This window comes from Symbioplanes lichenis (assembly GCF_030709675.1).
Lineage (GTDB): Bacteria > Actinomycetota > Actinomycetes > Mycobacteriales > Micromonosporaceae > Actinoplanes > Actinoplanes lichenis.
Map to the genome: position 1 here is coordinate 149,367 of NZ_JAUZQD010000019.1, position 22,632 is coordinate 171,998.

The following is a 22,632-nucleotide window of genomic DNA, read 5'->3' on the forward strand; positions in this document are numbered from 1 at the left end:
ACGAGCGGGGACACAGGCGTCTGACCCCCGGCGGCACAGGCGGCGGGCGAGTGGCGGCACCCTCCGCAGCGGCACAGGCGTCGACGCTCGGTGCCGCTTCACCGCGGAGACCGCTCGAGACCGCTCGAGACCGCCGGAGACTGCCGCCCCCAAGCCCCGGCCGACGCATGGTCGGGCATGACGCCGCGGCTGACGAGCAGCGCAGCCTCCGAGGGCGATCTCGTGGTGGGCCTTGCCGGCGACCAAGCGTCGCCGCGCCGGGTGGCGGTCGCTACCTGACTACTCCTTGTCAGGGACCCGTATACGCCCCGTGGTCACTCACCGTATTGAGTGTGATGGGGGCCACTGCAGCCTGAGCGGGCGGGGAATCTCCTCTCAGGATGCTCGATGACCTGCCGATCCGCGTACGGCGTAGCTCGGATCCGACCAGGCAGGAGAGCGGCATGCAGGTCAGCAGGTCCCATGTGGCGACTACTCTCGGTGTTCTTCTCGGCTGCGCCCTCACCTCGACCATGGTGGTACGGACGACCCAGGCCGTGCTGAGCGGCACCACGGCGACGCAGCAGAACACGTGGACGACAGGCGGCGCGGCGCTGAGCAACGACGGTGCCGTGTCGGCGAGTGCCGTGTTCAGCCAGGCCAACGACAGCCTGCTGCTCGGCGGTCAGACCGTCACCAAGTGCATCGCGGTCAAGTACACCGGCAACTCGCCCGCGCAGGTCAAGCTTTACGCGACGGGCGTCTCGGGCGCCCTCGCGGGCTATCTCGACCTCAAGATCGAGAGCGGCACCGGTACGGCCAACGACTGCACCAATTTCACCCCGGCCGCCACCGTCTTCAGCGGCGGGACCGTGGCCTCCTTCGGGAGCGGGAGCAACTCGTTCGGCAACGGCCTGGGCACCTGGAACGCGACCCTCAACCAGACCGTCACGTACAAGTTCAGCGTCACCGTCCAGAACGTCGCCGCCGCGCAGAACGGCACCGCCGCCGCGGTCTTCAACTGGGAGGCCCAGGCGTCGTGACCTGGCCGGGCGTCCTCGGCCGGGCGCTCGTCGTCATGGCCGTCACCACAGTGCTGAGCCTCGCCGCGTGGACGGCGCTGCCGCTGGCGTGGGGCTGGCAGGCCTACACGGTGACCTCGGGCTCGATGGCGCCCCTGGTCCGGCCGGGCGACGTCGTGGTGGCCTCGCCCGAGATCGACCCGGACCACCTGGTCGGGTCCGTCGTCGTCATCGCGCCGGCCGCCGCGGGGCACGAGCCGGTCACGCACCGCGTGGTCGAGCGGCTGCCCGACGGCCGCTTCCGCACCCGGGGCGACGCCAACCCGCAGGCCGACTCGCGCCTGGTCACGGCGGACGAGCTGATCGGCTCCGGGCGCGTCGTGGTCCCGCTCGCCGGTCTGGTCCGCCTCCACGCCGGCCGCGTCCTGCCGGCCGCCGCCGGTCTGGCGCTGATCGCGTTCTTCCTGCTCCGCCGGCGCAAGCCAACCAGCGGAAACCGCCCCAAGCCAACCAGCGGAAACCGCCCCAAGCCGACCGGCGGAGACCGCCCCAAGCCGGCCGGCGGAAACCGTCCCAAGCCGACCGGCGGAAACCGCCCCAAGTCAACCAGCGACGACCCCGCCGGCCCGACCGGCAACGGCAACAGCCAACGAGAGCCGGCCGAAGAAAAGGCCAGCGACAAGACCGCCGCCCGGCCCCGAGCAGCCGCCCGCTGGAACGCACCGCAGCGCAAACCGCGCACCGCCGGCCCCGGGCGACGAGCGATGGTCGTCACCGCCGTCGTCCTGCTGGCGGTCGGCTCGGCGCTGCGGGACACCGCGGCCGCCTTCACGGCGAAGAGCCCGACCCAGACCAACACCTGGAAGTCGAGCTACTTCTACACCGCGGCGGTGAAGAAGAGCCTGCCCGTCTCCTACTGGCGCATGGGCGGCACCAGCACCGCGGCCGTCGCCGACGAGATGGGCCGGAACGCGCTCGCGCTCTACAACACCCCGACCGTCGGAGCCGCCGGGGCGCTCACCGTCGACCCGGACAAGGCGACGACGTTCAAGAACGGGACAGGCCCCTCGTACGGGTCGATCACCAACGCCGCGTACGCGATCAGTGGCCCGGTGAGCGTCGCGGCCTGGACCAACGCGAAGGCCAGCACCAACTGGCGCCTGGTGTTCAAGGGCGAGGCGCAGACCGGCCGGCTCAACTATCTCCTCTCGTGGAGCAGTGACAAGGGCGGCGCGGACATGCGCTTCCTCGTGGACGCCGGCGGCACCCGCTACGAGACGCGCGGCGCCTGGCCGGCCGACCTGGGCTGGCACTTCGTGGTGGGCGTGTACGACGGGTCGTTCATCCGGATCTACATCGACGGCGTGGAGACGGGGAAGCTGGCCGCCACGGGCACGCTCGCCGCCCTGCCGGCCACGCCGCTGCAGGTCTCGGAGAACAACGCGTCCACGGGCCTGTCGGGCTCGGTGGACGAGGTCGCCGTCTGGGACAGCGCCTTGAGCGCCGCCCAGATCGCCCAGTTCTACGCGCTGGCTAAGCAGTAGATATGGGGCGGTTCCGGATTGGCTCAAGCCGCCGGAGGGCCGCTCATGAAGCCCGGGGGCGGGCCGATGCGGGGATCAGGCCGGAGTTGCACCCGAGCCGCTACCGGAAAGGGTCTCCCCGCATGACGACGCAGACTTCACATCACTCCGGGGGCGCGGAGTACCCGCAGTTCGCCGCGGGGCACGCCCAGTATCCCCCGGCGACCTGGCAGCAGGCGCCCGCCGCGCACTCCCCCGAGGAGCAGCAGCCCTACTACGGCGCCCACGAGCAGCAGTACTACGGCGGCCAGCAGCAGTACGGCTACGAGCACCAGCAGCCGGCCTACCCGCAGCAGCCGAGCATGTACCCGACCGCCCCGCCCTGGGCCACCGCGGCCCCGGCCCCGGCCCCGTACGAGGCGCCGCAGCAAGCGCCGGTGAACTACCCGGCCACCCCGCCCGCCCCGCAGGTCGGCGGCCTGCTGGTCCCGTACCCCGAGGAGATCCGCACCGCCGCTCGCGCCGAAGCCCCCCGGCTCTGGCCCGTAGCCGCGTTCACCTTCTTTTTCGGGGTGTTCGGTGCCATCTCGGCCCGCCGCCGCGCCGACCGCGCCCGCCGCGGCGGCAACCGATCGACGCCGTACTGGATCGCGTTCGCCGTCACGCTCGTCGGTGCCTGGTTCGTCTGGGGCGTCATCGCCCTGACCGTCGTGACGCCGGCCGTCGACGGCGCCATCGAGGCGCACAAGGTCTCGGTCCTCGAGCACAACGTGATCAGCGACGGCCAGCTGGCCAAGGCCAACATCACCGCCACGGCGGCGGACTGCCAGGCGGCGGGCGACAAGAACACCGACGGCACCCGCGACTACCTGTGCCAGCTGACCCTCAAGAACGGCGAGAAGGGCCAGCTCACGATCACCGCCAACCCCGACGCCACGTGGACCCCGCAGCAGACCAGGTGAGCAACGTGCCCGGCCCCCGACGAGGGGACCGGGCACGATGGCGTCGTCAGAAGACCGGCACACCCTCGCGGACGAGCCGCCAGTTCGGCTCGAAGAAGTCGGCGGGGTTGATCTCCCCCTTCGCCTGCGCCCAGTCGATCAGCAGCTGCCGGATCTCCTGCTGCGCGTTGTAGACCTGCGTCTTCACGATCCCGGGGAACGCGCCGCCGCCGCTCCGCCGGTAGTTGTTGACCGCGACCACGAACTGCGCGTCATCGGCGACCGGCGCGCCGGCCAGCTCGAGCCGCGTGATCCGGGACCCGACCGGCCGGCTGATGTCGATGTCGTAGTCGACCCCGGAGAACACGTCGTAGTTGTAGTCCGGCACCGTCGGGTCGCTGATCGTCGCCGGGTCCGGCGTCGCCCCCACCGGCAGCGTCACGAAGTACTTCGCCGAGTACTCCAGGTACGCCCGCACCTCCGCGCCCGTCAGCACGACCGCCTCGAGCGTGTTGTCGTAGATGTAGAGCCCGGCGACGTCCTTGATCTTGACGTCACCCTGGGGGAATACGGCCGTCCGGCTGAACGGCGCCGCGATCGACAGCACGGGCAGGGCCGCGTACGAAGTACCGGCCAGCGCCGCGGTCACCGTGTCGGTCTGCACCTTGTTGATGTAGTCCAGGATCGGCGTGTCCTTGTACCGCGACTCCGCGGCGGACAGCTCCTTGGTCGAGGTGGCGACGACCTGGTTGATGTAGCTCACCGTCTTGGTGTGCTGCGCCTTGACCGCGGCGAGCACCCGCGGGTCCTCGGTCACGGTGTTGGTGTTCAGCGTCGCCGACTTCTTGCCGATGATCGTCCACCGGTTGTGCGAGCGGACCAGCGTGAAGTCCATCCGCGTGAGCCGCTGCCCCCACTTCGACGGCTCGGAGAGCAGCACCTGCGCGCCGGTCTTCTTGTTGGTCACGAAGCGCTGCGCGACCTCGTTGTGCGCGTGCCCGAAGAGGATCGCGTCGATCCCGGGCACCTCCTCGGCGATCAGCGCGCTCGGGTTCTCGTTCGGCACCTCGGACCCGTAGCTGCTCACGCCGCTGTCGCCGCCGTGCGCCGAGATCAGCACGAGGTCGGCGCCGCGCGCCCGCATGACCGGCACCCACTTCGCGGCGGTCTTCACCATGTCCGCGAAGGTCAGCTTGCCCTCGACGTTGCCCTTGTCCCAGATGGCCACACCCGGGTTCGTGAGCCCCAGGATGCCGACCCGCAGCGTCGGTGCGCCCTTCCCGAGCGAGACCTTCTTGATCACGTACGGCGTGAAGGCCGGCCGCCCCGTCTTCGCACTGAGCGCGTTCGCGGCCAGGGCCGGAAAGCCGAGCTGGCGGATCCACAGGTTCAGCAGCGGCAGCCCGTAGTTGAACTCGTGGTTGCCGAGCGTGATGGCGTCATAGTTCAGCACGTTCATCGCCCGCGCCATCGGGTGCCGCTCACCGGTCGTGGTGATCGGTTCCTGTTTGGCGTAGTAGGTAGCGAGCGGCGTCCCCTGGATCGTGTCGCCGGCGTCGAGGACCAGCGTGGCCTTGCCCTTGCGCTCGGCCCGGATCCGGTTGACCAGCGCCGCCAGCTTCGCCACGCCGACGTCGTTGTGCGCGCTGTCGTCGAACTCCAGGTCCTTGTAGTAGTCCCAGTTGTAGACGTTGCCGTGCGTGTCCGAGGTCCCGAGCACCGTGAGGTCGTAAGTCCGGGGAGAAGACCCGTGCTTGAGAGAAGCCTCGGCGCCGCCCGAGAACAGAACGGGGGCCGCAGCACCGGCGGCGGCCGCGGCGATCACGCCACGCCGGGAGACGCCCGCGGGGAAAGTCATGGTGGAGCCTTTCGACGGAAGTATCGCGAGGTCGCCTCGTGGGCCACCTCCGGGGCACGATAGCTGCGAATTCATCGATGGGCGAGGCCGCGCGGGTGAACGTGACGCGACCGACGAGGCCGTGCCGTGTCCGGGAGGTGACGGGCATCGCCTAATATCGCCGCCATGTCTGCGCAGCCCGATCTGCCGCTGCGTCCGATGACGCTCGGTGAGGTGCTGGACGCCGCGATGACGGTGCTGCGGGCCCGGGCGGTGCCGTTGCTGCTGCTCGCCGGGGTGCTGGCGGGCGTCGAGCAGGCGGTGCTGCGGCCGCTGCGGGAGTCCGTGGGCGCCACCGCACCCTGGTACGGGCCGGCGCGCGGGCAGTTCGGGGCCTGGTGGGTCGTGTTCTCGGCCGGCTTCGGGTTCGAGGCGTTCATCATCTGCGTGGTCGGTGCGCTGGCGGCGGCCGTCGCGGGGCCCGCGCTGCTCGGGCGGCAGGTGCCGGCGCGCGAGTTGTGGCGGCGGATGCGCCCGCTGCCCACGCTGGCGGCGGCGGTCGTGCTCGGGGTCGTGTGTGCGGTGGCGGCGTTCTGCGGGCTGGTGCCTTGGGTGTTCGCAGCGGGGCTGCTCGGGCTGGTCAGCGGCGTCATCGTCATCGACCGGGCCGGGCCGAACTTCGTGCGCGCCGTGCGGCTGGCGGGCCGCGACCAGCTGCGTGGGATGTGGACGCGGATGATCGCGTACGGGCTGTGGGCCGCCGTCCGTCTCGTGCTGGGCGCCGGCTGGGTCACCGCCCTCGACGCGGTCACGGGCAGCCGGCCGGACTGGGTGCCGTGGCTCGCGCCGCTGGCGTGGTGGTTCGCCGACACCGTCGCGTACGCGGCCCTGGGCTGTGTCGACGCCGTGCTGCTGCTGGAGACCCGGATCCGGACCGAGGGGCTGGACATCGCGATCAGCCGGGCCCGCAGCCGGGGCGAGGACGAGGCGACCGCCCTGGTGTGGGCGCCGTGACCCGGGGCTGGGACGAGTTCGCGGCGGGCGTCTTCGACCACGTCGCGCCCGGGGTGGTCCTGCTGCTCCTGCTCGCCGGGGCGGGCCTGGTCGCGGCGCTCTGGTACTGGTATCCGGCCTGGGTGCCACGCCGGCTTCCCCGAGTGCAGCTGCCGCGATCCACAAGACGCCGGAAGCGAAAAAGGGATAGAACGCCCCCGGAAAGCAAGCAGACCAAGGACTCCGCGTTCGAGCCCAGCGTCGTCCTCCCCGACGGCCGCCTCCTCGCCGACCGCCTCGCCGCCGAGGGCCGCTACGCGGAAGCCATCCGCCAGCGCCTCCGCGACGTGGTCGGCGACCTCACCGTCGCCGGCGTCGTCGCCCCCCTCCCCGGCACCACCGTCGCCGAGGTCTCGACGACGGTCGCCGAGCAGCGCCCGGCCGTGGCCGCCCCGCTCACCGACGCGACCGAGGTCTTCTCCGAGATCTGGTACGGCGACCGGCGCGCCTCCCGCGAGCACGACGACCACATGCGCACGCTCACCGGCGAGGTCCGCCGGCGGATGACGGGAGACGCCCGGTGAAGCGCCGGTACCGCGCCCTCATCCCGTTCGCGCTGGTCGCCGCGCTGGTGACAACCACCGTGATCGCACACGCCGTGCAGCAGCCCGACCCCACGGACGCGTCGTTCCTCTCTCCCACCAGCGACGCCGGGGACGGCGCCCGCCGCCTCGCCGACGGGCTGACCCGGCTCGGCGTGTCCGTGGACGTGCGGACCAGCAGCCGCGACGCCGTGGAGGCGGTCGGCCGGGCGCCGGCGACGATCTTCGTCACCACGCCGGGCCTCGTGAACCCGGACACCTTGACCGAGCTGACTCAACTGCCGTCCCGCGTACGCGTCGTCCTGGTCGCCCCGGACGGCGATCAGCTCGACGACGCCGGGCTGACCGTCGGGGTCGACGGTCCCCGCTGGACGGCCGCCGCGCCCGCCCCGGGCTGCACCGCCGACTTCGCGCAGGCCGGCCCGGCCGCGGCCGCCCGGCTCCGCTACGACGCCGCCGGGTACTCGCCCGTCAGCTGCTACACCGGCGGCGTGGTCGAGTTCGGCGGGCTGACCCTGGTCGGGGCGGCGGACCCGTTCCGCAACGACCGCACGGACGAGCACGGCAACGCCGAGCTGGCCCTGGCCCTGCTCGCCCGGGCCGACCGGCTGATCTGGCTCGACCTGCACGAGCGCGAGAAGCCCGAGCCGCCCCCGCCGGCGCCCACCGAGGACGAGCCGGAGCCGCAGGAGACCATCCCGGACGACGAGCCGGCCGGCCCGGACCCGTGGGACGACAACGGTCAGCCGGCGCCGCCGGGTCCCGGGGAGCAGCCGGCGCCCCAGGCCGGAGGCGAGGAGGGGGCGCCGAACCCGCTGCGGGACGGCTTCCCGCCCGCGCTGTGGGCGACGCTCGCGCTGCTGGCACTGGCCGCGATCGCGCTGGCCGCCGCGTCGGCCCGGCGGCTGGGCGCCCCCGTGGCGGAGCCGCTGCCCGCGCAGGTTCGCGCGGCGGAGACCGTACGCGGGCTGGGTGGCCTCTATCGCCGGGCGCGGGCGCGGTCGACGTCGCTCGGGACGGTGCAGGCCGCCGCGCGTACCCGGCTGATCCGGCATTTCGGTCTGCCGGCGGACACGTCCGTGGACGTGCTCGCGGCCCGGGTCGCCGCGGTGACCGGCCGGCCGGAGGACGAGGCGCGCCACGTGCTCGGCGGGGGCGCGGAGGACAGTGACGAGGAGCTGGCCCGCGCGGCGACCGAGGTGCAGCACCTGGTCCGCACGGTGACCGGGGCAAGGCAACTGGACGAGGGGAATGTGACGTGACGTCTTCCGTATCCGGCGAGGCCCGCGAGGCGCTCGGACGCCTGCGGACGGAGGTCGGCAAGGCGGTCGTCGGGCAGGACGCGGTGGTCGGCGGGGTCGTGATCGCGCTGCTGTGCGGCGGGCACGTGCTGCTCGAGGGCGTACCCGGCGTGGCCAAGACCCTGCTGGTGCGCGCGCTGGCGACGGCGCTGGACGTGGACACCAAGCGGGTCCAGTTCACTCCCGACCTCATGCCCGGCGACGTGACCGGCTCGCAGATCTACGACGCGCGGACCGGGGCGTTCAACTTCCGGGCCGGGCCGCTTTTCACCAACCTGCTGCTCGGCGACGAGATCAACCGCACCCCGCCGAAGACGCAGGCCGCGCTGCTGGAGGCCATGGAGGAGCGCACGGTCAGCACCGACGGCGAGACCCGGCGGCTGCCGGAGCCCTTCATCGTGGTCGCCACGCAGAACCCCGTGGAGTACGAGGGCACGTACCCCCTGCCGGAGGCCCAGCTGGACCGGTTCCTGCTCAAGCTGACCGTCCCGCTGCCCGAGCGGGCCGAGGAGCTCGGCGTCCTCCGCGCCCACCACCTCGGCTTCGACCCGCGCGACCTCAAGGCCGCCGGGGTGGGCCCGGTCGCGTCGGCCGCCGACCTGGTCGCGGGGCGCGAGGCCGTGCGCCGCGTGGCCGTCGCCGAGCCGGTCCTCGAGTACATCGTCGACCTGGCCCGCGCCACCCGCGTCGCCCCGGCGTTGGAGCTGGGCGCCTCCCCGCGCGGCACGACCGCCCTGCTCGCCGTGGCGAAGGCCCGCGCCTGGCTCAGTGGCCGCGAGTACGTGATCCCGGACGACGTCAAGGCGTTCGCGATCCCCGTGCTGCGCCACCGGGTCCGGCTGCGCGCGGAGGCCGAACTGGACGGCGTCTCCACCGACGAGGTGCTGCGCTCCGTGCTCGGTGCCGTGCCCGCGCCCCGCTGAGCCGGCCGTGGTCACGAGGCGCTTCGCGCTGGTGCTGGCGGCGGGCGTCCCGCTGCCCGCCCTGCTGCCCTCCCCCTGGCTGCTGGTCGCCGCGGTCGTGGTGCTGGCCGGTGGCGCCGCGCTGATCGATCTCGCGGTCGCGGCGCCGCTGACCGCCGTGCGGTTGCGCCGGGACGGCGACGAGACGGTCTGGCTCGGCGGCACGGCCACCACGACGCTGACGGTGACGAACACCGCCGGCCGGCCGATGTGGCTGCGCCTGCGCGACCGGTGGGTGCCGTCGGCGGGCGCCGACCTGACCGAGCACCGGCTCGGCCTGCTCGCCGGGGAAGAGCAGACGATCAAGACCATACTGACGCCGGTACGCCACGGCGACCGTCCCGCGGTCCGGGTGACGATGCGCTCGTACGGGCCCCTGGGGCTGGCCTATCGCCAACGACGGCAGCGCTGGGACGAGCAGATGACGCCGGCGTGGACGCTGCGGGTGCTCCCCCGGTTCCCGTCGCGGCGGCTCCTGCCCGAGAAGCTGGCCCGCCTGCGTGTCTTCGACGGCGCCGTGGTGACCCGGGGCCGCGGTCAGGGCACCGAGTTCGACGCGCTGCGGGAGTACGTGGTCGGGGACGACGTCCGGTCGATCGACTGGCGGGCTTCCGCGCGTACGCACGATGTGATGGTCCGCACCTGGCGCCCCGAGCGCGACCGGCGCGTGGTGTGCCTGCTCGACACCGGCCGCACGTCGGCCGCGCGGATCGGCGACGAGCCCCGGCTGGACGCCGCGATCGACGCCGCCCTGCTCCTGACCGTGCTGGCCGCCAAGGCCGACGACCGGGTGGACCTGCTCGCCCTCGACGCCGCCGTGCGCGCCCGGGTCGAGGGCGGCGGGCACCGCACCAAGCTGCCCCGGCTGATCGCCTCGCTGGCCGCGCTGGAGCCGGCCCTGGTGGAGACGGACTTCAGCCTCGCGGCCAACGATCTGCTGCGCCGGGGGCACAAGCGGGCGCTGGTGGTCATCTTCTCGGCGCTCGACGCGGCGCCGATCGTCGAGGGGCTGCTGCCGATGCTGCCGCGCCTGGTCACCCGGCACCGCGTGGTGCTCGCCAGCGTCCGGGACCCGGAGACCGAGCAGTTGGCGTCTCTGCCCTCGGGTGCCACCGCGGACGACGTGCACCTCGCCGCGGCGGCCGAGCTGGCGCTGGCCGAGCGCGGGCGGGTCAAGGCGCTCCTCGAGCAGCAGGGCGTGATTGTGGTCGACGAGCCCCGGGAGAGCTTCGCCTCCAAGGTCTCCGACGCCTACCTGACGCTCAAGGCCGCGGGCCGGCTGTGACCCGCGTGTAGGTCGTCGCCAGGTCGTAGTCCTTGGCCGGGCCGCCCGCGTGCCAGAGCTCGGTGAACTCGTCGGGGCCGGTGATCCGCCCGGCGACGGTGTAGAGGTCCTCGCCGCACGGGTGCTCGGCGTCCCAGGTGGCGTCGCGCAGGTCGAGCCGATAGAAGGGCCTGCCGTCGGCGAATCGGACGTCCAGCATGTCCCCGTCCGCTCGATAGGTCAGCCGACGGGTGGCGGGCCCCCGGTGGGCGCCATAACGCAACTCACCCTCCTCGGCATAGGCCAGCGTCTTGTCGTCCTCCGGGCGAAATGTCGCTTTACCCGTGAAGATGCCGTCCAGGCCGGCGCGGCGATCGGTGATCAAGCGGCGTACTGACCAGTCACCGCGGAGGAAGCGCATCGGTTCGAGAGCTTGATAGCTTCCCTGAAGCACCGCCTACCCCTTTCGGAGGACCCATGTCGCAGGTAGCAACGCTACGCGGCCCGCGCGCCGTCGTACTCGCCGATCTGATCCCGGGCGCGCTCGCACGCGACGTCCTGCTGGTCGCGGGTGGTGCGGGCTTCGTCGGCCTGCTCGCCCAGGTGGCCGTCCCGATCCCGGGCACCCCCGTGCCGATCACCGGCCAGACCCTCGGCGTCCTGCTCATCGGCGCCGCGTTCGGCTGGCGCCGGGCCGCCGCCACCATCGCCCTCTACGCGATCGTCGGCCTCGCCGGTGTCCCCTGGTTCGCCGACGGCAAGAGCGGCTACGCCACCGCGAGCTTCGGCTACGTCATCGGCTTCTTCCTCGCCGCCACGGCCGCCGGCTGGCTGGCCGAGCGGGGCGCCGACCGCACGATCCTCAAGGCGCTGCCCGCGATGCTGGTCGCCGAGGTCATCATCTATGCCGCGGGCCTGCCGTGGCTGGCGGTGGCGGCCGGCCTCTCCTTCTCGGAGACCCTGTCGAAGGGCCTGGTGCCGTTCCTGCTCGGTGACGCGGTCAAGGCGGCGCTGGCCGCGGGTCTGCTGCCGGCGGCGTGGGCCCTCACCCGCCGCAAGTAAGGTTCGCCGCTGCTCCTCGGCCCGGCCGGCTCCCCGCCGACCGGGCCGTTCGGCGCCCGGACCATCGGGGCCCGGAATTCCAGGGCCGAACGGAGGAGGCGCCGCGGGACGGTTGGCGGCGGGCGTCCAAAGGCACAAGCTCGGCCGAAAGCCGCGTAAAACCTGGCCACATTGCGCAATCAGGCCGGGCAAAAACCGCATAAGTCCTCACCTGAGAAGTGCAGACAGCACATTGCCCACTGCCGTGTGCTAGCAGAATGTTGCAGTCCGCACTCACCATGATGGCCAGGGGCAGGGAGGTGCGGAACATGGCAGTCCACACTCACTACGAAGCACCGGGCCACAACGGATGGGCGATCTACTACCGCGGCCCGCGGATCATCGTCACCAGCCAGTACGTCGAGATCGCGGCCGGCCGGCTGCCCGTCCGCCGGCTGGACGACGTCCGGCAGATCCACGTCAGCCGCCACAGCGTGCGGGTGACCGCGCTCGCCACCGCCGCCGTCGAGGTGGGGCTGGCGGCACCCTTCGCCGTGGCCACCGGCTCGGTGGCCCTGATCTGCGCCGGCGCCGCCGCGGCGGCCGGCACCGGGGTCGGCGCGCTGGTCGACGAGCGGCGCAATCCCCGGTGGATGGCGCTGCGGGCGACCTGCCAGGGGCGGCCGGTCGTGCTCTTCGAGACCGCGAGCAAGCGGGAGTTCGGCCAGGTGCACCGGGCGGTGCTGCGCGCCGTCGAGTTGGACCGCGACTACCGCCGGTGAAGCCTGTCCGCCGCCCGGCGAAGCAGCCGGGGACCGGCGGGACGGGCCGTGGATCGCTGACCCCCGGAAAGGAGGCCCCGGGGGTCAGCCCCGCGCCATCGAGGTGCGGACCGCACGGATGAACTCCAGCGCCTCGTCGCCGGTCAGCCCCACGGTCAGCAGGTCCTTGACGACCTCTTTGTGCTCCGCGGTCAGCGCCGGGTCGAGGGTGAGGTCGTCGGTGTCGGCGGCGGCCTCGACGAACAGCACGTCGGGATCGCCGGTGCCGGCGAACTCCAGCAGCTCGAAGGTGCCGCCCAGCCCGGGGTTGCGCGCCAGGTCGAGCGGCGTGACGGCCAGCGTGTAGGCGGGTTGCCGGCCGATCTCGAGCAGGTGGTCCAGCTGCCGGGCCATCACCGCGTGCCCACCGACCGGGCGGCGCAGCGTCGACTCGTCGACGATCGCGACCAGCCGCGGGGGCTCGGCGCCCGCGAGCCGCTCCGCGAACGCCCGCTGCCGGTCCAGGCGCAGCTCGACGCGGCCGGTGACGTATTCGTCGCTCAGATCGCGCCGGGCGGACAGGGCCGTGACCGCCCGGGCGTACTCGGGCGTCTGCAGCAGGCCGGGCACGAAGAGGACCTGCCACACGCTGATCCGCGACGCCTCGCTCTCGTACGCGACGAAGCGCTGATAGTCACCGGCCAGCCGATGCTTGCTGTACCACTGGCGGGTCCGGGACTGCCGGGCCAGCGCGGTCAGGAGGAGCACTTCGGAGTCGCTCGAGACGCCGTAGAGCGTGAGCAGCGCCCGCACCTCGAGCGGCTGGACGGTGACGTCGCCCTTCTCGATCCGGCTCAGCTTGGAACCGGACCAGTCCATGCGCCGGGCGACCTCCTGGGAGGGCAGGCCGCTCTGCTCCCGCAGCTCGCGCAGCCGCTGCCGGAGGCGCTCACGGGCGACGGTCGGGCCGACGGAGGACGACATCAGGCTCGCCCCTCTCGCCGCCGTCCGGCGCGGCGGGGCCCGGCCCGGCGATCTGCAATCGGCCGTCGGCGGGATTCCATCTGCTCAAGACTACCCGGCAAAGGCGCTGCGGTCGTCCATGGTGGAGCAAAGGTTTCGCCTGGCGGGTTTCGTCAGTACGGTGGGTGACCGGACGGCTGCGTCACGTCGGGCCTTCCCCGAGCGCGGCAGGTCGCCGCGAATCCCAGGTGCGAGCGCCGGCCCACCGGTCGCGCCGGCGCCTGTGGCCCGCAGGAGGAGAGATGACGGATCGCGATCGACTCGCGTGGCGGAAGAGCACGAGAAGCGCGAGCGGAGGCTGTGTGGAGATCGCCGTGGACCCGCCGACGGTGCTGATCCGCGATTCCAAGGACCCGGCCGGCCCCGCGCTCGTGTTCGATCTCGGCACGTTCCGGGAGTTCATCGCGTTCGTGAAAGAGAACCCGGCCGGCGCCTGAGCGGTCAGCCGCGGTGGACGGCCCGCTCGATCAGCGCGCTCGCCCCGGAGCCGGACGCCGCTGCGGCGAAGAGCGCCTCGGCCCGGTCCCGGCAGCCGCGCACCACCTCCGGGCCGGTCGCGATCCGGTCCCCCTCGGCCGACTCGAAGAAGACCGCCGCGTCGCCGAGGACCTCGAAGCCACCCGCGAGGGCCCCGGTCGCCCCCGCCGCCAGCGGCATCACGCCCAGCCGCACCGAGGGCAGCCCGGCCGCCTCGCGCAGCAGGGCGAGCTGGCGCGCCATGGCCTCCGCGGGCAGCACGCGCCGCAGCAGCACGGACTCGTCGATCACCACGGTCAGCCCGGGGGGATCGTCACCCCGCAGGCGCTCCGCGAACGCCGTCGCGCGACGCATCCGCAGCTCGACCAGCCCGGCCAGCACCGGGTCCGCCGGCGCCCGCCCGGTGACCGCCGCGATGACAGCCGCCGCATAGTCCTCGGTCTGCAGCAGACCGGGCACGAACATCGGCTGGTTCTGCCACAGTCCCGCGGCCGCCGGTTCCAGCTCCAGCAGACGAGCGAACGCCTCGGACGTACCTTCGTGCGCGACCACCGCGACCTCCCGGAGCTCGCGGACAGCGGGATGCTGTCTGCGATGTGCAGATTACGCGGAGCACTGTGGTCACGACACCAGCTCGGCGACTTCCAGCCCCGGGATGCCGCCGAACCGCCGGGGATGCGAGGTCGTTTGCCCTGAGCAGCGGAGAAGGCCGGTTCACGCGTCAGGCGGTGGGGACCTCGGTGACGGTGTGTTCGGGGGCGAGGTCACTGCTCTCCCCGCGGCGCTCGGCCGCGGCGCCGGCCCCGAGGGCGTACGCGAGGAAAGCCAGCCAGACCGCGAAGCCGGCGCCGATCCGCACCCCGTCGGGCCAGCCGGACGGGGTCACGTAAGCCTCGAGAAGACCCGCGACCAGCAGCATCACGACCAGCCCGAGAGCCACCAGCATGCCCGCGCGGGCCCGCTCGGCCAGCGCCCGGCCCCGGGTGCGGTGCGGGCCGGGCGCGATCCACGCCCAGCCGATGCGCAGCCCGGCTCCGGCCGCCACGAAGATCGCGGTGAGCTCCAGGAAGCCGTGCGGCAGGATGTAGGTCCAGAAGATGTCGCCGTCGCCGGTGCAGGTCATGAGACCCCCGGTCAGGGTGATGTTCAGCAGGTTCGAGCCGAGGACCCAGAAGACCGGCACGATCAGGACGCCCGACGCGAGGCACTGACCGGCGATCAGCGCGTTGTGCGTCCACACGCTCGCGGCGAAGTTCTGCGCCTGGAACTCGCTGTAGTAGTCGACGAAGCTGTCCTTCGCGCCCGAGTTGCCGAGCGCGCCGGGGCTGAACATCTCGATCACGTCGGGGTGCCCCGCGAAATAGGCGATCAGCGCGCCCCCGGCCAGCACGTTGAGGACCATCGTGAGCAGCCACCAGTGCCGCGAGCGATAGAGCTCGAGCGGCAGCGTGGTCGTGAAGAAGCGGGCGACCGGGCGCCAGGAGAAGCGGCGGCCGCCGGTGACCGCGGCCCGCCCGGCCAGGACGAGCTGGGAGAGCGTGGCGACCAGCAGCGGGTCGGGCGAGTGGCTGCGCACGACCGACAGGTGGGTGGCCGCCCGCTGGTAGAGCAGCACCAGCTCGTCGGCCTCGTGCGGGGCCAGCTTGCGGCGCCGGGTCAGCGCCTCCAGCCGGTTCCACTCGCCGCGGCGCTCGCTGACGTAGGCGTCCAGGTCCACCGGCGCAGAGTATCCGGCGGCGATCCTGTTGACTAACGGCCATGAGAGAGCAGCTCGTCAACGGCGAGGCGGTGGAGGTCGAGGTCCGGCACGCCCGGGTCGGCTCCCGGGGCCTGGCGCTGATGCTGGACCTCGTCGTGCAGGTGGCGCTGGCCGTCGTGCTGGGCGCCGCCGCGGGCGCGATCGCCACGGCCGCCCTGGAGAAGTTCGTCGACGAGGCGTTCCTCAGCACGCTGACGACGGTCGCCGTGGTGGTCGCCTTCATCGCGTACCCGACGGTCATGGAGACCATGACGAACGGCCGCAGCCTCGGCAAGCGCGCGCTCGGGCTGCGGGTGGTGCGGGAGGACGGCGGGCCGATCCGGGTGCGGCACGCGCTCGTACGGGCGCTGGTCGGGGTGGCGGTGGAATGGCCGGGGCTGCTCTTCCCGCCGTTCACGTGGGCGGTCGCGCTGAGCACGATGATCTTCTCGCGGCGCGGGCGGCGGCTCGGCGACCTCGCGGCGGGGACCTTCGTGGTGCACGAGCGCGGCCCGGCGCCGTGGGGCTGGGCGCCGGCCATGCCGCCGCAGCTCGCGGGCTGGGCGGCCGAGCTCGACCTGTCCGGGCTGGACGACGAGCTGGCCCTGGCCACGCGGCACTACCTGGCCCGGTCGCGGGACATCCGGCAGCCGATGAACGACCGCTTCGCCGAGGGGCTGGCGGCGGAGATCGGCGATCGGATCGGCCGGCCGGCGCCGCCCGGGGTCCCGGCGTGGATGTTTCTGACGGCGGTGCTGGCCGAGCGGAGGCGCCGGGCCGGCTCGCGTACGCAGGCCGCCCGCGCCCTCACCCAGCGCATCTGGCCCGGCTTCGGCCGTCCCGACTGGCCGGCGCCCGGCGGCCCGTCCTGGGACCCGGCGGTGACCCATCCGCCCCTGCTCGGCATCGCCAAGGAGGCTCGTCCGGACGGTCAGTGACCTCCGGTTGTCACGTGTCCTTCATGATCTTGTGGTCACTTCGCCATCTGACCGCGTGACGCTGGAGTCATGGTCACGGTGAGCGAGCATGTCATGGACGGAGCCTCCCTCGTACGCGTCGTCGGCGACCTGGACCTCGACGACCTGCCCGAGCTGCGGGAGGTGTTGCAGACCGCCCTCGCGCGGCACCCGTGGGTGATCGTGGACCTCTCCGCCGCCGGCATCATCGGGTCGGTGGCGCTGAGCCCGCTGCTCGCGGCGACGCAGAGCGCCCGCCGGCTCGGGGGTGACGTGCTGCTCGCGAGCCCGTCGCCACTGGTCCGCACGGTGCTGCGCGGCGCCCGGCTCGACACGGCGTTCCGCTCCTTCGACACCGTGCCGCAGGCGATGTCCGCGGCCCTGAGTGTGACCGGCGCCACAGCCAGCTGAGAACCGTCCGCGCGACCGGGTCGTCTTCCCGGGTGTGAAACGGCGCCATCGGGCGCCGCCGATCCCTGGAGGAGACGATGATGCGTGCGGTGAGCGCGGCCGAGACGGCCCCCACCACCCGGGCCTGGGCGGTCGAGGCCGAGGGGCTGCGGGTCCGCGCCGGGCGGCACCTGGCCGTCGACGGCCTCGACCTGAGCCTCGGCCCCGGCGTGCACGGCCTGCTCGGGCCCAACGGCGCCGGCAAGACGACGCTGATGCGGGCGCTGGCCACCGTGCTGCGGCCCGCGGGCGGCCGGCTCGCCCTGCTCGGCCACGAGGTCGGCGGCCGGGGCGACCTGCGCGAGGTGCGCCGGGGGCTGGGCTACCTGCCGCAGCAGTTCGGCTTCTACCCGCGGTTCACGGTGCGCGAGTTCGTCGAGTACATGGCCTGGCTCAAGGAGATGCCGAAGGCCGCCGTGCCGGACGCGGTGCAACGGGCGATCGACCGGGTGGGACTCACCGCCAAGGCCGACGCGCGGATGAAGACCCTGTCCGGCGGCATGCTGCGCCGGGCCGGCATCGCCCAGGCCGTCGTGAACGACCCGGCGGTGCTGCTGCTCGACGAGCCCACCGTCGGGCTCGACCCCGAGCAGCGCCTCGACTTCCGCGAGCTGCTGCGCGACCTCGGCACGGACAGCTGCGTCCTGGTCTCGACCCACCTCGTGGAGGACGTGGTCGCGGCGTGCTCCGCGGTCGTCCTCATGCACGAGGGCAAGCTGGTGCACCAGGGCACGCCCGCGAGCCTGGTCGAGGCGGGCGGCGACGGGCACGCCGGGGACAGCCCGGCGGAGCGCGGTTATTCGGCGATCCTGCGCCGGCACCGGGCGGAGGCGGCCCGATGACGCGCGTCCTGAGCATCGAGCTGCGCCGGTCCGCGGCGCTCGGCGCCACCGCGGTGCTGCTGCTGGCGGGAGCCGCCCTGCTCTTCGCCGCCCCGACCCGCTGGGTCTCGAGCGGGATGGCGCTGGTCATGGCCCAGCGCGAATATCTGGTGCTGCTCTGGCCGCTGGCCCTCGCCGCCGGAGCGTGGCAGGGCCGCCGCGAGCACCGGTCCAAGGTGGGCGAGCTGTTCTCCTCCACGCCCCGGCCGCCGGCCCAGCGCGTCCTGCCGACCGCCGCCGCCCTGGCCGTCGCGGCGGTGACCGGCTATCTGCTGATGACGGCGGTGGGCGCGGCCTGGATGGCCGGCACGGCCCGTTATCTCCCGGCGCAGGCCTTCGTCGTGCTGACGGTGGGCCTGGTGGCCATCGTCGGGGGCGTCTGGCTGGGTCTGGCCGTCGGCCGGCTGCTGCCCTATCTGGTGACCGCGCCCCTGCTCGCGGTGGCGGGCATCGGCCTGCTGATGACCATCGGCGCCGTCCGGGGCGCGCCGGAATGGCTGGCCTACGTGCTGTCCCCGATGTACGGCATGAGCCTCTACACCGACTGGCAGACCGTCGGCGGCCGGACCAGTGCCGCGCAGGCGATCTGGCTCACCGCCCTGGCGATCGCCGCCCTGGTGCTGCTGATGGCCGGTTCCTGGCGGACCAGGCTCACCGCCCTGCTGCCCGCGGCGCTCGGGGCCGCCCTGGCGATCGCGGTCATCCCGCACGGCGACGACTTCGTGCCGCACCCGATCGATCCGGTCGCCCAGGAGTTCGTGTGCACGAACGACGCCCCGGCCGTCTGCGTCACCCGGGTCCGCGCCGGCCTGCTCGACGACTTCGCCCCGCTGGCCCGGCAGACGCTCGGCGCGCTGGCGAAGCTGCCCGATCCGCCGACGACGGTCCGCGAGGACACCACCACCTACCAGCCGCTCACCCTGGCCCCGCAGCCGCCCGGCGTCATCCTGGCCGACCTTTACACGAACGCCCGGGGCAAGCTGATCGGGCAGCTGCCCACACAGTTCGGCATGATGCAATCCGCCTTCAGCACCGGCGAGCGGTGCGAGCAACCCGGCAACCCGGCGGTCGAGCGGGCGGCGATCTTCTACCTCCTCGGGGAGAAGCCGCTGCCGGACAGCGAGATCTACGCGGGCGTCGTCTACGGCGACGACGAGACCAACCCGGAGGCCGTCAAGCTGTGGGAGGGCCTGCGGCAACGGCCCGAGCAGGACGCCCTGGCCCGGGTCGCGGCGGTGCGCCGGGCGTCGCTGGCCTGCGAGCCGACGGACGGGCTGCTGTGAGGTGGCTGACGCTTTACCTGCGCTCCCGGCGCGTACCGGCGGCGCTGGCCGTCATCGCGGGGATCACGGTGCTCCTGTGGACATTGTGGTCGGTCTTCTCGAACACCCGGGAGATCAGCCCGATCATGGTGATCCTGACCGTGCTGCTGCTGGTGACGGTCTCGGTGATGACGCTGTCCGGCGCGGACGACGCCTTGGAGAAGACGGCGTCGCTGCGGTGGCCCCGGCGCCGGGCGGCGCACCTGCTGGTCGCCCTCGCGGTCGTCCTCGGCCTGCTGTTCGCCACGCTGCTGACCGGGGCTCGCTTCGCCCCGGCCGGGCTGGTGCTGCGTGACGCCGCGGGCCTGCTCGGCCTGACCGCCCTGGGCGCGGCCATCGTCGGTGCCGCCCGCGCGTGGTTCGTGCCGCTGGGCTGGACGCTGGCCGTGGTCCTCTATCCCCTGGAGGGCACGGTGCTCAAGGAGCTCGCCACCTGGCAGGTGCAGGTGCCGGGCAACACCGTCGCGGTGGTGACGGCCGCGGTGCTGGGGGCGGGCGGCCTGATCGCGTACGCCGTCGCCGGTCCCCCCACCCGGGCATGATCCGCGTCGTCGGGGTCGAGCTGCGCCGGTCGGCCGCCCTCGGCACGGCTCTCCTCGTGCTGCTCTCCGGGGGCTTCATGCTCGGCGTGGCGCACGGGCGCTGGGCCTCCGGCTCGATGGCGCTGGTCGTGGCCCAGCGCGAGTATCAGATCCTGCTGCTGCCGCTGGCCCTGGCGGCCGGGGTGTGGCAGGGCTGCCGCGAGCGCCGGGCGAAAGTGGACGAGCTCTTCGCCACCGTGCCCCGGCCGCGGGCGCTGCGCGTGGTGCCGACCGCCGTCGCGCTGGCTCTCGCGGCCGCCGGCGGCTATCTCGGGGCGACGGCCGGGGCAGCCGCGCGGCTCGCCGGCACGGTCCGCTTCTGGCCGCCGGAGGCCGCCGCCGTCGCCGCGGTCGGCGCCCTGACGACCGTCGCCGCGGTCTGGCTGGGCCTGGGCCTCGGGCGCCTGCTGCCGTTCCTGGTGACCGCGCCCCTGGCGGCCGTGGCGGGCGCCGGGCTGCTCGTGGTCTCGCTGGTGCCGCGCCCCGGGCACGAGTGGCTGACCTACACCTTGTCGCCGGTCCACGACATGTGGCTCGACACGGAGTTCCAGACGATCCCGCTCCGGCTCAGTGCCGCGCAGGCCGTCTGGGCGGCGGCTCTCGGTCTCGGTGGCCTGGCGGTGGTCATGACGACGGCGCGGCGGGCCCGGCCGCTGGCCCTGCTCCCGCCGGTGCTGGGGGCGGCCGCCGCACTGGCGCTCGTTCCCCACGGCGGCGCCTTCGTCGCCCATCCGCCGGACCCCGCCGCGCAGGAGCAGGTGTGCGCGGACGGCACGCCGGTGGTGTGCGTCAGCCGGGTCCACGCCGCCCTGCTCCCGGCCGTGACCCCGATCGGCCGGGAGGTGCTGGGCCTGGTGGCGCGGCTGCCCGAGCCGCCCCGGGCCGTGCACGAGGACACCTCCACCTTCCGCCCGGAGACGTCGCCGCCCCGGCTGCCCGGCGTCCTGCTCGCCGATCTCCGGCTCGGCCCGGACGGGCGGCTCCTCAGCCCCGATCTGCTCCGGATCCGGATGCTGCAGGAGGTCTTCCGCCCGCCGCAAATGTGCCGCTACGGCGTCGACTCCGCCGTGGAGCAGGCGGCCGTCTACTGGCTGCTGGGCCGGGAGCCGCAGCCGGAGGAGACGGTGGACCCGACGATCACCTCCGACTCGTCGGCGTACACGGCCGAGGCCGTCCGGCTCTGGCAGGTGCTGCGGCGACTGCCCGAGCGGGAAGCCGTACGCCGCGTCGACGCGATCCGGCGGGCGGAGCAGGCCTGCCGTGACACGGAAGGCCTGCTCGCGGCTCGTTAGAGGCGGGCCGGCGTGGCGATGCCGAGCAGGTCGAGGCCCCGCCGCAGGATGCGCCCGGTCAGCAGGCACAGAGTCAGACGGCTTTCGCGTACGCCGTCCGGCGCCCGCAGCACCGGACACCGCTCGTAGAACGTGCTGAACAACGCCGCCAGCGTGTGCAGGTAACCGGTCAGCCGATGGAGCTCCAGCGAGCCGGCGACCCCGGTCATCACGGGCTCGAAGGCGAGCAGCTCGAGCACCAGCGCCCGCTCGGCCGGGTCGGTGACGGTCACCGCGGCGGGGGTGACGGCGCCGGCCCGGTCGAGGATCGAGCTGATCCGGGCGTACGCGTATTGCAGGTAGGGTCCCGTGTTGCCGGTCAGCGCGAGCATCCGGTCCCAGTCGAACACGTAGTCGCCGGTCCGGTCGCTGCTCAGGTCGGCGTACTTGACGGCGCCCACGGCGACAGCCGCGGCGACAGCCGGATCCGTGGTGAGCTCGCCGGCCCGGGCGACGGCCTCGTCGAGCAGCTCGGCGAGCTTGACCGAGGCGCCCGACCGGCTCCGGAACATCCTGCCGTCCGGGCCGAGGATCGAGCCGAAGGCGACATGCTCGGCGTGCACGCCGTCGGGCAGCCAGCCCGCCGCCCGGGCGACCGCGAAGACCATCGCGAAGTGGGTCCGCTGGGGCGCCCCGACGACGTACAGGAGCCTGGTCGCTGGCAATTCCTGTGTGCGGTACCGGAGCGCGGCGAGGTCGGTGGTCGCGTACCCGTATCCGCCGTCGCTCTTCCGGACGATCAGCGGCGCGTGGTCCCGCCCGAACGGGAAGGCGCACAGGGCACCGTCGCTCTCCACCAGGAGGCCCTTGGCGGTCAGCTCGTCGACGACCTCGGCCAGCCACGGCTGGTAGCTGCTCTCCCCGGCGAAGTCACCCTCGGTGAGGGTCACCCCGAGTCTTTCGTACGCGTCCAGGAAGTCCCGCTTCGACTCGGTAACCAGCCGCTCCCACCACCGGAGAGTCTCCGGGTCCCCGGACTGCAGCAGCACGACCCGCCGCTGGGCCCGCGCCTTGAAGTCCGCGTCCGTGTCGAACCGTGCCCGGGCCCGCTGATACGAGTCGTCACCGGTGTTGATCACATGCTCGATCAGCATGCCGAACGACGTGCCCCAGTCGCCGAGATGGTTCGCCCGGATCACGTCGTGCCCGAGCCACTCGAGCACCCGCACCACCGCGTCCCCGATGACGGTGGGCCGGAGGTGACCGACCGTGAGCTCCTTGGCCGCGTTCGGCCCGGAGTAGTCCACCAGAACCGTCTCCGGGTGCCCGGTCCGCGGCACGCCGAGCCGGGGATCCCGCGCCACCTCGGTCGCCGCGGCGGCCAGCACCGCGTCGCTGATCGTGAAGTTGACGAAGCCGGGGCCGGACACCTCCGCCGAGGCCAGGCCGGCCAGATTCGCCCGGGCGACCACGTCGGCGGCGATCTCCCGCGGCTGTTTCCGCCGGACCCGGGCGAGCGCGAGGGCGGCCCCGGACTGGAAGTCGGCGTGCGGCGAGCGCCGGACGGCCGGCTCGTCGAGGATGCCGGTGAGCCGGGCGGACAGGAGTGCTTCGAGGTTCATGGGGACCCGTTCGTTCTCGTGAGCGGGTTCCCAGCCAGCGGTTACCCGCCGGAATCTGGACGCGTGTCAGCGCAACCGGGCGGAA

23 protein-coding genes are annotated in these 22,632 nt (G+C 73.3%); 17 read left to right on the forward strand and 6 right to left on the reverse strand.

The window, feature by feature from the left end; all coding sequences use genetic code 11:
* The first annotated feature begins 380 nt into the window (after positions 1–380).
* From RAN62_RS36415 to RAN62_RS36425, 3 genes are all read left to right on the forward strand, one after another.
* Positions 381–1,022 (forward strand): hypothetical protein, encoded by a 642-nt coding sequence (locus RAN62_RS36415; protein WP_305789408.1) that lies wholly within the window; start codon positions 381–383, stop codon positions 1,020–1,022.
* Positions 1,019–2,545 carry a signal peptidase I gene (locus RAN62_RS36420; protein WP_305789409.1) on the forward strand — a complete coding sequence of 509 codons (1,527 nt, stop codon included), beginning with the start codon at positions 1,019–1,021 and terminating at the stop codon, positions 2,543–2,545. Before RAN62_RS36415 ends, RAN62_RS36420 begins: the two co-directional genes overlap by 4 nt.
* A gap of 122 nt (positions 2,546–2,667) precedes the next feature.
* Positions 2,668–3,486 carry a hypothetical protein gene (locus tag RAN62_RS36425; RefSeq protein ID WP_305789410.1) on the forward strand — a complete coding sequence of 273 codons (819 nt, stop codon included), beginning with the start codon at positions 2,668–2,670 and terminating at the stop codon, positions 3,484–3,486.
* A 46-nt stretch (positions 3,487–3,532) separates the two neighbouring features.
* Here the strand turns inward: RAN62_RS36425 and RAN62_RS36430 are convergent, their stop codons facing one another.
* Entirely contained in the window at positions 3,533–5,323 is a 1,791-nt protein-coding gene (locus tag RAN62_RS36430) for a bifunctional metallophosphatase/5'-nucleotidase (protein WP_305789411.1), read from the reverse strand.
* 165 nt (positions 5,324–5,488) lie between these two features.
* Here RAN62_RS36430 and RAN62_RS36435 point away from each other — a divergent pair, with 165 nt between their 5' ends.
* From RAN62_RS36435 to RAN62_RS36455, 5 genes are read left to right on the forward strand one after another with little or no spacing between them, the layout of a single operon-like run.
* Positions 5,489–6,316 carry a hypothetical protein gene (locus RAN62_RS36435; protein ID WP_305789412.1) on the forward strand — a complete coding sequence of 276 codons (828 nt, stop codon included), beginning with the start codon at positions 5,489–5,491 and terminating at the stop codon, positions 6,314–6,316.
* A complete protein-coding gene (locus RAN62_RS36440) occupies positions 6,313–6,879 on the forward strand; it encodes a DUF4129 domain-containing protein (protein WP_305789413.1) in 567 nt (188 codons plus the stop codon). Before RAN62_RS36435 ends, RAN62_RS36440 begins: the two co-directional genes overlap by 4 nt.
* Positions 6,876–8,159, forward strand: coding sequence for a DUF4350 domain-containing protein (locus RAN62_RS36445; protein ID WP_305789414.1), 1,284 nt, complete (start codon positions 6,876–6,878; stop codon positions 8,157–8,159). Before RAN62_RS36440 ends, RAN62_RS36445 begins: the two co-directional genes overlap by 4 nt.
* Positions 8,156–9,121: an AAA family ATPase gene (locus RAN62_RS36450; protein ID WP_305789415.1), complete on the forward strand. Its 966-nt coding sequence runs from the start codon at positions 8,156–8,158 to the stop codon at positions 9,119–9,121. Before RAN62_RS36445 ends, RAN62_RS36450 begins: the two co-directional genes overlap by 4 nt.
* Positions 9,122–9,128: 7 nt before the next feature.
* A complete protein-coding gene (locus RAN62_RS36455; protein ID WP_305789416.1) occupies positions 9,129–10,445 on the forward strand; it encodes a DUF58 domain-containing protein in 1,317 nt (438 codons plus the stop codon).
* Here the strand turns inward: RAN62_RS36455 and RAN62_RS36460 are convergent.
* Positions 10,423–10,845, reverse strand: a complete 423-nt coding sequence (locus RAN62_RS36460) for a DUF6314 family protein (protein WP_305789417.1) — start codon at positions 10,843–10,845, stop codon at positions 10,423–10,425. The genes RAN62_RS36455 and RAN62_RS36460 overlap by 23 nt on opposite strands.
* A gap of 56 nt (positions 10,846–10,901) precedes the next feature.
* On the opposite strand from RAN62_RS36460, the gene RAN62_RS36465 reads away from it, so the two are divergent.
* Positions 10,902–11,486, forward strand: a complete 585-nt coding sequence (locus RAN62_RS36465) for a biotin transporter BioY (RefSeq protein WP_305789418.1) — start codon at positions 10,902–10,904, stop codon at positions 11,484–11,486.
* Between the two features lie 308 nt (positions 11,487–11,794).
* Entirely contained in the window at positions 11,795–12,247 is a 453-nt protein-coding gene (locus tag RAN62_RS36470; protein ID WP_305789419.1) for a DUF6232 family protein, read from the forward strand.
* Between the two features lie 84 nt (positions 12,248–12,331).
* Here RAN62_RS36470 and RAN62_RS36475 read toward each other — a convergent pair whose 3' ends face one another.
* Positions 12,332–13,210, reverse strand: coding sequence for a helix-turn-helix domain-containing protein (locus RAN62_RS36475; RefSeq protein WP_305789420.1), 879 nt, complete (start codon positions 13,208–13,210; stop codon positions 12,332–12,334).
* Between the two features lie 281 nt (positions 13,211–13,491).
* On the opposite strand from RAN62_RS36475, the gene RAN62_RS36480 reads away from it, so the two are divergent.
* Entirely contained in the window at positions 13,492–13,686 is a 195-nt protein-coding gene (locus RAN62_RS36480; RefSeq protein WP_305789421.1) for a DUF397 domain-containing protein, read from the forward strand.
* 4 nt (positions 13,687–13,690) lie between these two features.
* Here RAN62_RS36480 and RAN62_RS36485 read toward each other — a convergent pair whose 3' ends face one another.
* Positions 13,691–14,278, reverse strand: coding sequence for a DUF5753 domain-containing protein (locus tag RAN62_RS36485; protein WP_305789422.1), 588 nt, complete (start codon positions 14,276–14,278; stop codon positions 13,691–13,693).
* A 169-nt stretch (positions 14,279–14,447) separates the two neighbouring features.
* Entirely contained in the window at positions 14,448–15,443 is a 996-nt protein-coding gene (locus RAN62_RS36490; protein ID WP_305789423.1) for a stage II sporulation protein M, read from the reverse strand.
* Between the two features lie 41 nt (positions 15,444–15,484).
* Here RAN62_RS36490 and RAN62_RS36495 point away from each other — a divergent pair, with 41 nt between their 5' ends.
* The 6 genes from RAN62_RS36495 to RAN62_RS36520 all read left to right on the forward strand — a co-directional run bounded on the left by RAN62_RS36495 (position 15,485) and on the right by RAN62_RS36520 (position 20,946).
* A complete protein-coding gene (locus RAN62_RS36495) occupies positions 15,485–16,402 on the forward strand; it encodes an RDD family protein (RefSeq protein WP_305789424.1) in 918 nt (305 codons plus the stop codon).
* A 93-nt stretch (positions 16,403–16,495) separates the two neighbouring features.
* Complete coding sequence (locus RAN62_RS36500; protein ID WP_305789425.1) at positions 16,496–16,831, forward strand: STAS domain-containing protein; 336 nt, start codon at positions 16,496–16,498, stop codon at positions 16,829–16,831.
* A gap of 77 nt (positions 16,832–16,908) precedes the next feature.
* On the forward strand, positions 16,909–17,712 hold the full coding sequence (locus RAN62_RS36505; protein WP_438874595.1) for an ABC transporter ATP-binding protein: 804 nt from the start codon (positions 16,909–16,911) through the stop codon (positions 17,710–17,712).
* Positions 17,709–19,034 carry a hypothetical protein gene (locus RAN62_RS36510; protein WP_305789427.1) on the forward strand — a complete coding sequence of 442 codons (1,326 nt, stop codon included), beginning with the start codon at positions 17,709–17,711 and terminating at the stop codon, positions 19,032–19,034. Before RAN62_RS36505 ends, RAN62_RS36510 begins: the two co-directional genes overlap by 4 nt.
* On the forward strand, positions 19,031–19,615 hold the full coding sequence (locus tag RAN62_RS36515) for a hypothetical protein (protein ID WP_305789428.1): 585 nt from the start codon (positions 19,031–19,033) through the stop codon (positions 19,613–19,615). Before RAN62_RS36510 ends, RAN62_RS36515 begins: the two co-directional genes overlap by 4 nt.
* On the forward strand, positions 19,612–20,946 hold the full coding sequence (locus RAN62_RS36520; protein WP_305789429.1) for a hypothetical protein: 1,335 nt from the start codon (positions 19,612–19,614) through the stop codon (positions 20,944–20,946). The genes RAN62_RS36515 and RAN62_RS36520 overlap by 4 nt, the downstream gene beginning before the upstream one ends.
* Here RAN62_RS36520 and argS read toward each other — a convergent pair.
* The gene (argS, locus tag RAN62_RS36525) at positions 20,943–22,547 is read right to left on the reverse strand and encodes an arginine--tRNA ligase (RefSeq protein WP_305789430.1); all 1,605 of its coding nucleotides are present in this window, start codon (positions 22,545–22,547) and stop codon (positions 20,943–20,945) included. The two genes, RAN62_RS36520 and argS, sit on opposite strands and share 4 nt — an antisense overlap.
* Positions 22,548–22,632 lie beyond the last annotated feature (85 nt).